Source organism: Saccharopolyspora sp. SCSIO 74807, from assembly GCF_037023755.1.
GTDB lineage: Bacteria > Actinomycetota > Actinomycetes > Mycobacteriales > Pseudonocardiaceae > Saccharopolyspora_C > Saccharopolyspora_C galaxeae.
Map to the genome: position 1 here is coordinate 2758301 of NZ_CP146100.1, position 14157 is coordinate 2772457.

Consider the following 14157-nt stretch of genomic DNA (forward strand, 5'->3'; position numbering starts at 1 on the left):
TCACCTCGCGGTGAACGCGACCGGCAGTTCCAGCAGCCCGCGGTTGCGGAACGACGCACGCCACGGCAGCTGATCCGGCGGCACCGCCAGCGCGAGGTCCGGCAATCGCCGCAGCAGGGTCTCGAACCCGATCTCGGCTTCCATCCGGGCCAGCGGGGCGCCCAGGCAGAAGTGCGGGCCGTTGCCGAACGCCAGGTGCGGGTTGTCGCCGCGGGTCACATCCAGCATGTCCGGGGCGGTGAACACCTCGGGGTCGTGGTGCGCCGAGACCAGCGACAGCAGCACCGTTTCTCCCGCGGGCACGGTGACTCCGCCGATCCGCACGTCCGAGATCGGGAAGCGGCGGATCGCCGTCTGCGGCGGTGGGTCGAAGCGCAGCAGCTCGTCGACCGCGGAGCGCAGCAGCGGCGGGTCGGCGCGCAGCGTGCCCAGCTGGTCGGGGTGCGACAGCAGTACCGCCATGCCGTTGCCCAGCAGGTTCACCGTGTTCTCGTACCCGGCGAAGAGCATCAGGAACGCGGTGGAGGTCAGCTCGTCCTCGGTCAGCCGCTCCTGGTCGCGCTGCGCGAGCAGGTTGCTGATCAGGTCGCCGCCCGGGTCGGCGCGCTTGGCCGCGACGAGCTCCACCAGGAAGCGGTGCAGCGAGTCGAGCGCGTCCGCGGCGGAGCGCCTGCTGCTCGGCGCGAGCATTTCGTCGGTCCACGCGCGGAAATCGGGACGGTCGGTGGTGGGGACTCCGAGCAGTTCGCAGATCACCGCGATCGGCAGCGGTCCCGCGTAGGCCGTCATCAGGTCGGCGTGTCCGGAGTCGGCGAACTCGTCGATCAGTTCTTCGGCGAGTGCGGCGACCTGCGGCCGCAGGTGGTGCACCCGGAACGCCTGCGCGGTGATCCGGCGCAGCCTGGTGTGCCGCGGGGCGTCCATGTTCAGCAGGTTCGCGTCCAGCGCGGGCGGTAGCGCGAAGCCCTGGTAGCCGTCCCGCGCGTGTGCCTTGTCCAGCGACAACCGGGGATCGGCCAGCGCCGCGCGCACGTCCTCGTAGCGGGTCACCAGCCACACCGCGGCGCCGTCCGGGGTGATCGCGCGGTGCACCGAACCCTGCTCGCGCAGCTTCGCGTAGGTCGCGACCGGGGCGGTCACGAAGTCGTCGCCGAGCTCGACCGGTGCCATGCCTCGAATCTACGACAACGGGGCCGGGCCGGGCGGTCGCCGAACGGGCCACGTCAGGTGCACGAGCGACGGCGGCAGGCGCAGGGTGCGCTTGCCGCCGTCGTCGAGTTCCCCGCTCGCGGATTCCGCTACTCGTCGGCGAGCGGCTCCGCGATGATCTTGCGCAGCATCAGCCCGCTCGCCGCCGCCGCCAGCGCCGCCACCAGCAGGCCGAGCACGATCGGGGCCAGGATCGAGAGCGTCAGCGTGGTGCTCTGCCCCATGACGTTGAGCAACCCGAGGCTGACCCCGGCACCTGCCGCGGTCGCCATGCCCGCCGCGACCAGCGCCGGTAGCGCCGCCTCGGTGTGCAGGGCGCGGACCAGCACCTTGCTCTGCGTTCCGGCGGCGACCAGCGCGCCCAGCGTGCGTCGCCGATCGATGACCGAACCCGCGGCCGTGATCGCCGCGCTGCCCGCCGCGAGCACCGACGCGATCGACAACCCGATCACCGTGATCCGGTGCAGGTCCCCGGTCATGACCTGTCCTGCGACGTTGCGCGACTCGATCGACTCGATGTCCGCGCCGGGGGCCACTCGCGCCATGGCGGTGCGCACCTTCGCCCGGTCGGCTTCGGTGGGTGGCAGCACGGACAGCGTGGTCTGCGTCGAGCCCGCCAGCGCGGGCACGGCGCTCCGATCGATGATCACCGTCTGCAGATTCGGCTCATGGCTGACCGGAGTTCCTTGCGGCACCGGGGTGGCGGGCGGCTCGCCGTTGGAAGCCAAGATGGCCGGGGTGACGGTGAGATCCGACTTCGGCACATCGATCGGCGTATGGATGCCGGGCGGCCCCGCGCACGAGGGCTGGTACGAGGTCACCTCGCGAGCCGCCTGGCAGTCGATGAGCAGACCGTTGGTGACCGCGCCGCCGGGCCCCTCGATGCTGACCTGCTCGTAGCCGGCGGCGGTGGCCTGCACGCCCTGCTGCGCCAGCTCGGCGTCGAGACGTTGCCGCAGCTCGGGCGCTTGACTGCCGGGCACGTCCGCGAGGATCACGCCGGCCTTGTCCGTGCTGCCCAAGGATTTGGCGCTCGCGGTCATCGCGGGCAACGCCGTCAGCGCGATCGACCCGATGAACACCGCGAGCACCATCCCGGAGGTCGACCGGTAGGCACCCTTCGGATCGCTGATGAGCCGCCTGCCCGCCAGCAGCACCGAAGGACGGCGCCACAGCTTGCTGAACAGCCGGCCGATGGTGGCGGTGATCCACGGGCCGATCAGCGAGAACGACCAGATGATCGCGGCGATCGGGACGACGAGCACCAGGAACCCCGCGCCCTCGTCGTACTTCGTCATGCCGAACACGAACAGCCCGGCGACCACGGCGATGATCAGCAGCCGCCACGCCTTGGGCCTGCTGCGCTGCTGCTGGGTGGCCGCGCTCAGCGGCGAGCGCACGGCCCGCCGGGTGCCCAGCACCGACGAGGCCACCACCAGCGCGGGAACGCCGATCGCCACGCCGAGCATCGCCGACGCCGACGGAGTGATGTCGCTGAGGAACCAGGTGCCGTTGCCCCAGGGAATCATGGCGATCAGATACCGCAGCGGCCAGATGAACAGCAGCCCCGCCACGGTTCCGGCGACGGCGGCGAGCCCGGTTTCCGCGGCCACCGTCGAGACCACTTGGGACGGTGTCGCGCCCGCCATCTGCAACGAGGCCATCCGGCGTTCCCGGCGTGCCGCGGTCAGCCGCGAGGCCGATGCGACCAGCACCAGGCTGGGAGCGGCGAGCACGAACAGGCCGAACCACGCCATCGGCTGCAACAGCCAGTCCTCGGACGACGCCTCGACTTCCACCAGCGAAGCGCCATGCGCGATCGCGGTGGCTTCGTCCAGAGCGCCCTTCGGGTGCCCGACGATCGCGACGAGCTGTTCCGGGTAGCGCAGCTGCTGCGGGTCGATCGTGCCCGCGATGCGCTCGGGGAAGCGATCGGCCAGCGCGTTGTCCGGCAGTTCTCCAGCTTTCTGCGCGAGCGCCGGGGACAGCAGCACCTCGCCGGGAGCCGGGTACTTCGGGGCGTTCCCGCCGCCGGTGGCGCCGGAGACGTCCAGCCTGGTGATGAATTCGCCCCGCACGTAGTCCTGCGAGGCCAGCTCCACCCCTCCGGTGTCGGAGACGCCCGGGTGCCCGTATTGCCAGGACGAGCGTTCGGTGCGCGCGTGCGCGGCGTGCGGCAGTGCCGTGAGGATCAGCACCAGCGCGGTCGCCACCGTCACGCCCAGGGCGGTGAGGATTGCCGAAGTGCGGGTGCGGGAGTCGTGCCGCAGCACCCGCAAGGCCAGCTGCACGGGGTTCATCCGGCCACCGCCCCGTCGCGCGCGGGCACGTTGTTCGCGATGAGCCCGTCGCGGATCTCCACCACGCGGCCGCACCGGGCGGCCAGCTCACGGTCGTGGGTGACCACGATGACCGCGGCTCCGGAACGGCTCGCGCTGCCCGCGAGCGCGCTCATCGTCGCTTCGCCGGTGCGGGTGTCCAGCGCGCCGGTCGGCTCGTCCGCGAAGATCACCTTCGGCTGGTGCGCCATCGCCCGCGCGATCGCCACGCGCTGCGCCTGCCCGCCGGACAGCTGGCCGGGCAGGCGCTGCTCCATGCCGGTCAGGCCCAGCCCGGCCAGCCATTCGCGGGCGGTGCCGGTGGCCTTGCGCCGGTCGGTGCCGCCGAGCAGCAGCGGCAGCGCCACGTTCTCCTCGGCGGTCAGCTCACCGACGAGCATGCCTTGCTGGAACACGAAGCCGAACTCGTGCCTGCGCAATTCGCTGCGCTTGGTTTCGGTGAGCTGGTCGATGCGGCGCCCCTCGAGGCTGACCTCCCCGCGGTCCGGGCGCAGGATCCCGGCGAGCACGTGCAGCATCGTGGTCTTGCCGGACCCGGACGGCCCCACGATCGCCAGCACTTCACCGGCCTGGACCGCGATGTCCGCGCCGCCCAGTGCCCAGTGCTCGCCGTACTGCTTCGCCAGTCCGTTGCCGACCAGAACCGGGTTCCCCGCCGGTGTGCGTCCTTGGTGCACTTGTCCATTCCCCTCGGTCGATGTGCGCGCCGTGGTGGAGCAGGATCCTGGCGCGGAATTCGATCGAGGAGAACGTTCGCAGCAGCCGGTGGGGACACACCTCGACCGCGCGGTCATCCCCGGTCGTCCGGTCGGCCGGAGTCGCTGGCCGATCGGCCTGTGGAACGGCTCAGAGCCCTTCGGGCTCCGCGCGGCGAAACCGCTGTCCCCGCGAGGAAACCGCCACGAGCGACGGTGCCGTTGCTCGCGTGGTCATCGTTGGAGCGGTTCCGCCGCCGACCGGATGGATCGCCCATCGGCGAACCCTGGTACTGCTGATTCGACGAGCCCCGAAGCAGCCGTACGCACCCTCCGGGCGGACGGACTCAGGTTTCCCTGGTCGCCGTGGCCGGAGGTGTCCTGCTGGCGCGGCGGGACGGCAGGAAGCCCGCCGCCGCGGCCACCGCGACGAGTCCGCCGCAAACCGCGGGCAACGCGAGGACCGGTATCGCCAGTGGCGCCTCCGGAACCAGTGCGGTGATCAGCAGTGCACCCAGCAGGACGCCGTGCGGCAGCCCGAAGACCACTCCGAGCACGCCGTGCATGGCGGACTCGCCGATCCGGACGGTGAGCAAGCCGTTGCGGGACAGGCCCACCGCGCGCAAGACGCCGCTTTCCCGGCCGCGCTCGAGTACCGACAAGGTCGCGGTGGTACCGACCCCGACGATGGCGACGAACACGGTCAGCGCGATCAGTGCCAACGCGCTGCCGGTGACCTGCCGGACCAGGCCGGACTGCTCGGCGCGGAGGTCGTCGAGCACGCTGATCTCCAGTTCCGGGCTGTTGCCGGTGTGGGCGCCGACCGCGGACTGCGCCGCTGCCATGCCCCTGCCGCCCGCGTCGATCATGACCCCGGTAGGCGCCGGGTCGATCCCGAGGGCGTTGAGGTCCGATGAGTGCGCAAGGACCTGCGAGCCGCCGATGCGCTGCCCGACGACCACTGCCGCGACCCGGATTCTGCGATCGCCGAGCAGGACCGAATCGCCGACGCCGACCCGGTTCTTGCTCGCGAAGCCGTCGGAGACCGCGAGCGTTCCCGGTCCGAGGTCGTGCAGTGACCCGTCACCGGCCACAATGTCCGCCGACCTGGGCAGCTGGGTGATCGGCAGGTCCGAGACTTCCAAGTTCGTCGATCCGCCCGGGGCACCCAGCTGCAACCGAACGGCGCGATACGGGACGACCGTGCCCACCGCGGGATCGGCCGAGAGCGCCCCGGGCAGGTCAGCGGGCAGTGTTGCCCCTTCGGGGGCTCGTACCTCGATGCCCGCGGTGTACTCCGCGGCCGAACTCGCCTCGTTGTGCTCGCGCATGGTTTCCCCGGCGGTGAGCGCCGCGATGAGCAGCGTCGCGGCCAGCGCCACCACCGAGGACACCGCCGCCGCCCGGCGCGGCATACCTCCCGCGCTGCGCACGGCCAACGTCGCGACCGGGCCGAGCCGCCGCACCGAGCGGTGCGCTCCGGCGAGCACCGGGCGCACCAGACGCGGCGCGAACGCCAGGTACGCGCCGAACCACGCGGCGGCGGCCAGCACCCCGAACAGCACGAGATCTTCGGTGCTCCCGGCCGGGCGATAGCGCGAAAGCAGTCCCTGGGAAACCGCGAGGGCCATCAGCAGCACCCCCACCGCCAGCAGCGCGGCACCGACCACGGTCCGGGTCGCCGTCCCGGCCTTGTGCTCGCTCGGCCGGGTCGTCGACCGCAGCGCTTCCAGCGGGGACACCCGCGCCGCGTCGCGGGCCGGGGCCAGCACGGCGAGGACGACCGCGACCACGACTCCCACCAGCACCGACCCCAGCATCAGCGGGGAGGGAGAGGCCGCTGCGACCGGTGCGACCAGCGGCACGAGCCTGCTGATCCCGACGGCCAGCGCGGTCCCGGCTGCACCCGCGATCAATGCGGTGCTCGCGCCCTCAGCGACCAGCGCCCGACGCAGCCCACCGCGGGTGGCGCCCAGCGCACGCAGCATGGCGAGGTGCCGGATGCGCTGCGCGAAGACGATCCGGAAGGCGGATACCGCGACCATGATCGACGCGAGCGCCGCCAGCACCACGAACGCGCTGAGCAGCACGGAAACCCGGTCGACCGTGTCCTGGCTCTGGCGCACTTCGGCCTGCCGCGCGTCCGCGGCGGAGAGCACGGTCATCGCCGTCGGCTGGGCACTCTGCATGATCGCGGGCACGTCCCCGGTGAGGTCTACCCGCGACAGTTCCGCAGCGGTGCGGGTGAGCACTTCCCGATCCGGGGCGTAAAGCGCAACTCCGTCCGCTGACGGGGAATCCACGAGTGCGGTCACCGTCAACGAGTGCGGCGCCCCGCCGTCCTGCACGGCGAAATCGACCGCGTCGCCGACGTGCAAGCCCAGCCGCTCGGCGGCGCGCTCGGACACCGCCACCTCTCCCGGAGCACGCGGATACGTGCCGGCCTCGACCTGGACCCGGCTCAGCGGCCCCTGCCCCGGATCGGCGGTCAGTTCGACCTCCACGCTCCCGACCAGGCCCGATCCGCTCACCCGGCCGGTCGCCTCGGTCACGCCGGGAAAGTCCTCGATCCGGTCCAGCTGCGCGGGGCCGTATCCGGACGGGGACTGCACGACCGCGGACGCCGCATCCGGGATCGAGGTCAGCTCACTGGTGATCGTGCGCATCGCCATGTCCCGGCCGAGCAGCGTGCCGGTGATGAACAAGGCGGCCAAGGCGATCGTCAGCCCGCACAGCACCAACCGCGCCGGAGTCCGCCGGACGGCACGCAGGTGCGGAACGACGGCGCTCATCGGTCCTGCCCCAGCAGCCGCATCGAGTGCGCGATCCGGGAGGCGTCGGGCCGGACGAGCGTGTCGACCACCTGCCCGTCCGCGACCAGCACGACACCGTCGGCGTACGAGGCGGCTATCGGATCGTGGGTCACCATCACGACGGTCTGCCCGAGTTCGCGCACCGACGCTTGCAGCAGGCCCAGGATCTCTTCGCTCGCCCGCGTGTCCAGGTTCCCGGTCGGTTCATCGGCGAAGACGACCTCGGGCCGGGTGAGCAGCGCGCGGGCCAGCGCAACCCGTTGCTGCTGCCCACCGGACATCTCCGCGGGCCGGTGCATCAAGCGGCCCGACAGTCCCAGTCGTTCGGCCAGCTCGCCGACCGCGCCGCGTTGCGGCCTGCGTCCGGCGAGCTGGACCGGCAGCACGATGTTCTCCTCCGCGGTGAGTTCGGGAAGCAGGTTGTACTGCTGGAACACGAACCCGATCCGCTCCCGCCGGACCCGGGTGAGCTCGTCGTCCCGCAACGTGGCCAGGTCGACGCCGCCGAGCAGCACACTCCCACCGGTCGGGGTGTCCAGACCCGCCGCGCACTGCAACAACGTCGATTTGCCGGAGCCCGAAGGCCCCATCACCGCGCTGAAACCGCATGCGGGGAATCGGATGGAGAGGTGGTCCAACGCGCGCACTTCGGTCCGGCCGGTGCCGTAGGTCTTGACGAGGTCGACCGCTTCGACCGCGATGGCCGGACCGGGATTCGCGGTTGTCCCGACCGTGCTCGCTGGTCGGCTGTTGTGGCTCATGTCCAGGAGCCTGTCCGGTCGTGGGCGCGGTCCACCTCCGTCCGCCGACCGGTTTCGCGGCGAAGCGCTCTGCCTTTCGGCTGATGCAAACGGCGGAGATCGGCTGTCTAGGATGCGGGCTCGTGCTGTTCCCCGGTAAGTCCGCGTGGCAGTCGGCGCTCTGGCTGTTCGGCATCGTGCTGGCTACGCCGGCGCTGATGCTGTTGGAGCACGTGATCTACGAGGGCTTCGACGGTGCGAGGTGGCCGCCCGCGGTGATCATGTCGACCGGGCCGATCGCCGCGGTGGCCCTGCTGATCGCTCCGCGGGCCGGCGCTCGCTCGCTGCCCGGGGTCACGATCGCCGTCGCCGTGATCGTGGCCGCCGTGTACTACACCGCGTACCGGCCCGGGGAGTCGCAAGATCGTCCCGACGCCGCGCTGGCGGTGCTCACCCCGACGGCCGCGCTGCTGATCCTGCTCGGGCTGGTGGTGTGGCGGGCGGAGAAGCGCTGGGTGGCGGCCGCGGCGGTGGTCGTGATCCCGGTGGTCGTGGCGCAACCCGCGATCGGACGCGGCAAGCTGACCGAGCTGGTGATCGCGTTCCTGCTGCTGTGCTGCGTGGTGCTGTCCTGCACGATCGGCCTGGCCGCGCGACTGGCCCGCCGGGCGCGGCTGCGCGAGATCGAGCACGAACGGCTGCTCCAGCGCACCGAGTTCGCCCGCGACCTGCACGACTTCGTCGGCCACTACGTGACGGGCATGGTGGTGCAGGCGCGCGGCGCGCAGGCGATCGCCGCCCGGTCACCGCAGCAAGCACTGGACACTTTGGACGGCATCGCCGAAGCCGGTACCGAAGCGATGGAATCGCTGCACCGCATGGTCGGCCTGCTGCGCGCCGAGGACGGTCCGACCACTGCGCCGCTGGCCACCATCGACGAGATCGCCACCATGGTCGAGCGGTTCAACCGCGAGCTGGGGCCGGACGCGCGGCTGGCGCTGCGCGGTTCGACCGAGGGGATCCCGCCCGCGATCGGTTCCACCGCGCACCGGATCGTCCTGGAAGGACTCACCAACGTCCGCAAGCACGGCCAGCACGTGACGACCGTGCGGATCGACGTCCAGCGCGCGGATTCCGAGCTGCTGGTGCGCGTCGGCGACGACGGTGCGGTTGGCAAGATGCCCGGGAGCGGCTTCGGTCTGCGCGGTCTGCGCGACCGCGTCGCCGAAGTCGGCGGCGAGTTCGAGGACGGGCCCTGCGCGGAGGGCGGCTGGGCGCTCGAAGCCCGGATGCCGCTGCCGTCGAACGGAGGTACAGCGTGACGATCAGCATGCTCATCGCGGACGACCAGACCATGGTCCGCACCGGTTTCGAGATGATCCTCTCGGCCGAGGACGACATCGCGGTGGTCGGCAAGGCCTCCGACGGTGTGGAGGCGCTGGAGCAGATCGAGCGGCTCCGGCCGGACGTGGTGCTGATGGACATCCGGATGCCCCGGCTGGACGGCTTGGACGCCTTGCAGCGGATCAACGTCCCGGGCGCGGTCGATCCGCCCAAGGTCGTGGTCGTCACGACCTTCGAGGACGACGAGTACGTGCACCGCGCGCTCAACGGCGGCGCCAGCGGTTTCGTGCTCAAGACCGCGAGCGCGGCGCTGCTGCTCGAGGCCGTGCGGGCGGCGGCCTCGGGCGACGCGCTCGTCAGCCCGGCGATCACGGTGAAGTTGCTGCGCAACCGCTCCGCGGCTGAACCGCCCGCGGACCTGCCCAATCCGCTGTCGGCGCGCGAGCTCGACGTCGCCCGGCTGGTCGCCACCGGGGCCACCAACGCCGAGATCGCCGAGCAGCTGTTCCTCTCGGTCGGCACGGTCAAGACCCACCTGGCGAGCGTCCAGTCCAAATTGGACGTACGGAATCGGGTGGAGATCGCGGCGTGGGCCTGGCAGTCGAAGATCCTCGGCCGATAGGCGGAGGTTTCCGGCCGAAACCGGCCGTCCGGCAGATCCGCGCCTCGCGGGGTGATCAATACCTTCGTCGTCCGACGGATCGACCGCCCTCGGCGTGAAGGAGCTCATCCCTTGAAACGTTCACTCGTGTTGGCCGTACCTGCACTCGCCCTCGTCGGCCTCACCGCGTGCGGCAGCAATCCTCCGGAGCAAACCGCCTACGAGGTGGAGTTGAAAGTATCGGGACCTGCCGGGGAAAGCGGCACCGTGCAGAAGTCCACTTCGGACTCCAAGGATCAGGCGCCGGAGCCGGTCGGCGTGCCGCACCGGGAGAAGTGGGCGCCGATGGGCGGTCCGGCGAAGTTCGTCGTCACGCCGGATTCGCCCGCTTCGGCCCTGACCTGCGAGGTGCTGGTCGAAGGCAAGGAACGGGTGACCGAACGAGGACAGCCCGGCGAACCGGTCACCTGCGAGCTGACCATCGACGGCCCGGCCTGACCCAGCGGAGCGGGCCTGCGGCCCGGCAGGACGTCCGCCGGCCGCTGACCGGCTCGATGCCGGGTTTCAGGTGCACCCCGCCCCGCCGAGCCGTTCCCGGCGGGGCGACAGGTCAGCTGCGGGAGTGCTCCAGCGCGCGGCGGACCAGGACCTTCGCCAGGTGCCGCCGGTACTCGGCGGAAGCTTCGGGCTCGTCGGCGGGCGAGGTGCCCTCGGCCGCGTGCTCGGCCGCATCGGCGGGGGAGGCGCCCGCGGCCAGCGCGGACTCGACCGCGCTCGCGCGCATCGGCGTCGGGCCCATGTTCACCAGCGCGACCGCGTCCCCGGCCACGGCCACGCCGACCACCGCCCAGTCGATGGCGCGGCGGGTGAACTTCTGGAAGTCCCAGCCGCCGGAGTGCTTCGGCACCCGGATCTCGGTGAGGATTTCGCCCGGCTCCAGCGCGGTTTCGAAGAAGTCGACGAAGAACTCGCTCGCCGCGACCTCGCGGTTCCCGTCCGGCCCGCGCAGCACCAGCGCCGCGTCCAGTGCCAACGCCACCGCGGGCAGGTCCGCTGCCGCGTCGCCGTGCGCGATCGAGCCGCCGATGGTGCCGCGGTGGCGCACCTGCGGATCGCCGATCGTGCCCGCCGCGTGCGCCAGCAGCGGCACCTCGCGCGTCAGCAGATCCGAGTTCGCGAGGTCGTGGTGCCGGGTCAGTGCGCCGATCCGCACCGCGTCGCCCGCGTCCTCGACGAACGAGAGGTCCCGCAACGCGGTCAGGTCGACGACGACTTCCGGCGCCGCCAGCCGCAGCTTCATCAGCGGCAGCAGCGAATGCCCGCCCGCGAGCAGCTTCGTGTCCTCGCCGTGCTCGGCCAGCAGGGACAGCGCGTCGTCCACGGACTCCGCGCGGTGGTAGGTGAACGAACCGGGGATCATCGATCGCCCTCCTCAGCGGCGGCCAGCACCGACTCGACGATGCCCTGGTATCCGGTGCACCGGCACAGGTTCCCCTCGAGGCCGTCGCGGACCTGCCGCTCGGTCGGCGCCGGGTTCTCCTGCAGCAGCGAGACCGACGCCAGCACCATGCCCGGCGTGCAGAAACCGCACTGCAGGCCGTGGTGCTGCTGGAAGGCGCGCTGCACCGGGTGCAGCTCGTCGCCGTCCGCGAGCCCTTCGATGGTGGTGACCTGGTGCCCGTCGGCCTGCGCTGCCAGCACCGTGCACGACTTGACCGACTCGCCGTCCAGCAGCACGGTGCACGCACCGCAGGACGTGGTGTCGCAACCGGTGCTCGTGCCGGTGAGGCCGCAGTTCTCCCGCAGGTGGTGCACCAGCAGCGTGCGATCGGCGATCTCGTGTCGTTGTTCGGTGCCGTTGAGGTTGATCTGGACGTGCAACCTGTGCTCCCTCTCACGTCTGATTGAGATCGAGCTTAGCTGGCTGCGGGCGCGCTGATCAGGGTTCGATAGCGCCCACTTGTTCGGAACGGGCGATCGGCGTGCCTATACTGCTTGCGACAGTCTTGGTGTCGTAAAGCGCTGCGAGGTGTTGGATGCCCGACCGGCCCAGCGCTGCGCTGCAGCGAACCGGCCCGCTCGACACGAGCCGGCTGGACACCGGCAACCCGGGCGTGGCGCGCTGCTACGACGCGATGCTCGGCGGCAAGGACAACTACGCGGTCGACCGCGCGGTAGTGGACGAGATCCGGCGCTTGTCGCCCACCGCGCACCTCGCGGCGCGGGACAACCGGCAGTGGTTCATCCGCGTGGTGCGCTATCTGGCCGTGGTCGCCGGGATCGACCAGTTCCTGGACTGCGGCTCCGGATTGCCGACCGACGAGAACACCCACCAGGTGGTTCAGCGCGCCAATCCGGAGGCGGTGGTCGTCTACATCGACCACGACCCGATGGTGCATTCGCACGGCAAGGCGCTGCTGGCGGACAACGACCACACGCACTTCGCGCTGGCCGACTTCACCCGGACCGAGGAGCTGTTCGCGCACCCCGTGGTGGCGCGCAACATCGACTTGTCCCGGCCGGTGGCGGTGCTGCACGCCGCTTCGCTGCACCACCTGCACGACGAGCAGGATCCGTGGGGCACCGTGGCGCGCTGCCTCGGAACCGTGCCTTCGGGTTCTTACGTCGCGGTGAGCCATCTGCATCGGCCCGAACCCGGTGAGCCTGCCGCGGAAGTGGCCGGTGAACTGGAAGACGCGGCCCTGCGGCTGCTGGGCTCCGGCCGGTTCCGCACCGCCGCGGAGATCACCGCGCTGCTGGACGGCACCGAGATCGTTCCGCCGGGCTTCGTCCGCGCGGCAGACTGGTGGCCGGACGGGCCCTCGATGCACGCCCTCGAACCCGGCCAGAACCTGGTGCTCGGCGGGCTGGGCCGCAAACCCTGACGGTCCGCGGGCGGCTGCAAACACTGAATGGTCCGCGCGCGGACCGGGAGATCTTCGAGAGGCCAACCGTGCTCGTTCTCGGCATCGACAGCTCTACCCAGTCGACGAAGGCCGTGGTGGCCGACGCCGAAGACGGCGAGGTCCTCGCCACCGGCAAAGCCGTGCACCCCGTCGGCACCGAGGTCGACCCGTGGGCGTGGTGGCGGGCCGCCCGGGAAGCCGTCGAGCAGGCCGCCGCGGACGCGCCCGGCCCGATCGAAGCGCTGTCGGTGGCCGGTCAGCAGCACGGCATGGTCGCGCTGGACGAGGCGGGCAGCCCGGTGCGGGACGCCTTGCTGTGGAACGACACCCGTTCCGCGCCGCAGGCCCGCGCGCTGATCGAGCGCTACGGCGCCGCCGAGCTGGCCGAACGCACCGGGCTGGTGCCGGTCGCCAGCTTCACGCTCACCAAGCTGGCCTGGCTGGCCGAGCAAGAACCGCACCACGCCGATCGGGTCGCGCAGGTGCTGCTGCCGCACGACTGGGTCAGCTGGCTGTTCGCCGGGCGTCCGCAGCGGGCCTGCACCGACCGCGGGGACGCCTCCGGCACCGGCTACTTCGCGCCGTCCACCGGCCGCTGGCTGCCGGAACTGCTCACCGAGGCGATGGGCGGCCGCACGCCGCAGCTTCCGGACGTGCTGGGTCCTGCGGAATCGGCGGGCCGGGTCACCGGTTTCGGCTCGCTGGACGGGGCGGTGATCGGCGCGGGCACCGGCGACAACATGGCCGGGGCGCTGGGACTCGGTGCCGGTCCGGGTGACGTGGTGGTGTCGCTGGGAACTTCCGGCACCGCGTTCGCCGTCGCCGAGCAGCCCGGCGCGGACGAAACCGGGGAAGTGGCCGGTTTCTGCGACGCCACCGGCAGGTTCCTCCCGCTGGTGTGCACGCTGAACGCGGCCCGCGTGCTGACCGGGACCGCGGAGATGCTCGGCACCGACCTGGCGGGCCTGGACCGGCTCGCGCTCGAAGCGCAGCCCGGTGCGGGCGGGCTGAGCCTGCTGCCTTACCTGGAAGGGGAGCGCACGCCCGACCTGCCCGCCGCTGCAGGCACGCTCACCGGTCTGCGCGGCGCGAACATGACGCCGGAGAACCTCGCGCGCGCCGCCGTCGAAGGAATGCTGTGCGGGCTCGCCGACGGCATCGAGTCGCTGCGCCGCACGGGAGTGCAGGTGCGCCGGGTGCTGTTGATCGGCGGCGCCAGCGAGTCAGCGGCGGTGCGAGCGGTGGCGCCGTCGCTGTTCGGCGTCCCGGTGGAAGTGCCGCGCAGCGCGGAATACGTGGCGCTCGGCGCGGCGAAGCAGGCCGCGTGGGCTGCTTCCGGATCGGCGGCTCCACCGGAGTGGCCGTTGAACTCGGAGCATTGCGCGGCGGAGAAGATCTACCAGGGCGAAGCCGTCCGGCACGCCTACCGAACCGCCCGCCGGCAGGTGCACGGCTTCTGACCGTCGTTTCCGACCACACTTCCGTGGGCCCGTGCACATCGAATCGCCGC

The 14157-nt window shown here is 71.7% G+C and carries 12 protein-coding genes; 5 read left to right on the forward strand and 7 right to left on the reverse strand.

Annotation, left to right across the window (positions count from 1 at the left end; translation table 11 throughout):
• The 5 genes from V1457_RS12695 to V1457_RS12715 form a co-directional block, all read right to left on the reverse strand.
• Positions 1 to 1170, reverse strand: coding sequence for a cytochrome P450 (locus V1457_RS12695; protein ID WP_338603784.1), 1170 nt, complete (start codon positions 1168 to 1170; stop codon positions 1 to 3).
• 128 nt (positions 1171 to 1298) lie between these two features.
• Positions 1299 to 3509: an ABC transporter permease gene (locus V1457_RS12700; protein WP_338603787.1), complete on the reverse strand. Its 2211-nt coding sequence runs from the start codon at positions 3507 to 3509 to the stop codon at positions 1299 to 1301.
• Entirely contained in the window at positions 3506 to 4225 is a 720-nt protein-coding gene (locus tag V1457_RS12705; RefSeq protein ID WP_338603790.1) for an ABC transporter ATP-binding protein, read from the reverse strand. The genes V1457_RS12700 and V1457_RS12705 overlap by 4 nt, the downstream gene beginning before the upstream one ends.
• A gap of 365 nt (positions 4226 to 4590) precedes the next feature.
• Positions 4591 to 7035 (reverse strand): FtsX-like permease family protein, encoded by a 2445-nt coding sequence (locus V1457_RS12710; RefSeq protein WP_338603793.1) that lies wholly within the window; start codon positions 7033 to 7035, stop codon positions 4591 to 4593.
• The gene (locus tag V1457_RS12715) at positions 7032 to 7817 is read right to left on the reverse strand and encodes an ABC transporter ATP-binding protein (protein ID WP_200072669.1); all 786 of its coding nucleotides are present in this window, start codon (positions 7815 to 7817) and stop codon (positions 7032 to 7034) included. Before V1457_RS12715 ends, V1457_RS12710 begins: the two co-directional genes overlap by 4 nt.
• Before the next feature lie 122 nt (positions 7818 to 7939).
• Between V1457_RS12715 and V1457_RS12720 the strand changes: the two genes are divergently transcribed.
• The 3 genes from V1457_RS12720 to V1457_RS12730 all read left to right on the forward strand — a co-directional run bounded on the left by V1457_RS12720 (position 7940) and on the right by V1457_RS12730 (position 10239).
• Complete coding sequence (locus tag V1457_RS12720; protein ID WP_200072670.1) at positions 7940 to 9118, forward strand: sensor histidine kinase; 1179 nt, start codon at positions 7940 to 7942, stop codon at positions 9116 to 9118.
• An 8-nt stretch (positions 9119 to 9126) separates the two neighbouring features.
• Positions 9127 to 9762 (forward strand): response regulator transcription factor, encoded by a 636-nt coding sequence (locus V1457_RS12725; RefSeq protein WP_338604968.1) that lies wholly within the window; start codon positions 9127 to 9129, stop codon positions 9760 to 9762.
• Between the two features lie 111 nt (positions 9763 to 9873).
• Positions 9874 to 10239: a hypothetical protein gene (locus V1457_RS12730; protein WP_200072671.1), complete on the forward strand. Its 366-nt coding sequence runs from the start codon at positions 9874 to 9876 to the stop codon at positions 10237 to 10239.
• A 112-nt stretch (positions 10240 to 10351) separates the two neighbouring features.
• Here the strand turns inward: V1457_RS12730 and V1457_RS12735 are convergent, their stop codons facing one another.
• A complete protein-coding gene (locus V1457_RS12735) occupies positions 10352 to 11161 on the reverse strand; it encodes a xanthine dehydrogenase family protein subunit M (RefSeq protein ID WP_200072672.1) in 810 nt (269 codons plus the stop codon).
• Positions 11158 to 11622 (reverse strand): (2Fe-2S)-binding protein, encoded by a 465-nt coding sequence (locus tag V1457_RS12740; RefSeq protein WP_200072673.1) that lies wholly within the window; start codon positions 11620 to 11622, stop codon positions 11158 to 11160. Before V1457_RS12740 ends, V1457_RS12735 begins: the two co-directional genes overlap by 4 nt.
• A gap of 155 nt (positions 11623 to 11777) precedes the next feature.
• Between V1457_RS12740 and V1457_RS12745 the strand changes: the two genes are divergently transcribed.
• Positions 11778 to 12626 carry an SAM-dependent methyltransferase gene (locus V1457_RS12745; protein WP_338603803.1) on the forward strand — a complete coding sequence of 283 codons (849 nt, stop codon included), beginning with the start codon at positions 11778 to 11780 and terminating at the stop codon, positions 12624 to 12626.
• A gap of 68 nt (positions 12627 to 12694) precedes the next feature.
• Positions 12695 to 14107: a xylulokinase gene (gene xylB, locus V1457_RS12750; RefSeq protein ID WP_338603806.1), complete on the forward strand. Its 1413-nt coding sequence runs from the start codon at positions 12695 to 12697 to the stop codon at positions 14105 to 14107.
• The last annotated feature ends 50 nt before the right edge of the window (positions 14108 to 14157 follow it).

Excerpts from the sequence above, each read along its gene's own strand:
- V1457_RS12710 (WP_338603793.1), bottom strand. The coding sequence starts at position 7,035 with ATGAGCGCCGTCGTTCCGCACCTGCGTGCCGTCCGGCGGACTCCGGCG.
- V1457_RS12695 (WP_338603784.1), bottom strand. The coding sequence starts at position 1,170 with ATGGCACCGGTCGAGCTCGGCGACGACTTCGTGACCGCCCCGGTCGCG.
- V1457_RS12715 (WP_200072669.1), bottom strand. The coding sequence starts at position 7,817 with ATGAGCCACAACAGCCGACCAGCGAGCACGGTCGGGACAACCGCGAAT.
- V1457_RS12725 (WP_338604968.1), top strand. The coding sequence starts at position 9,127 with ATGCTCATCGCGGACGACCAGACCATGGTCCGCACCGGTTTCGAGATG.
- V1457_RS12745 (WP_338603803.1), top strand. The coding sequence starts at position 11,778 with ATGCCCGACCGGCCCAGCGCTGCGCTGCAGCGAACCGGCCCGCTCGAC.
- V1457_RS12735 (WP_200072672.1), bottom strand. The coding sequence starts at position 11,161 with ATGATCCCCGGTTCGTTCACCTACCACCGCGCGGAGTCCGTGGACGAC.
- V1457_RS12700 (WP_338603787.1), bottom strand. The coding sequence starts at position 3,509 with ATGAACCCCGTGCAGCTGGCCTTGCGGGTGCTGCGGCACGACTCCCGC.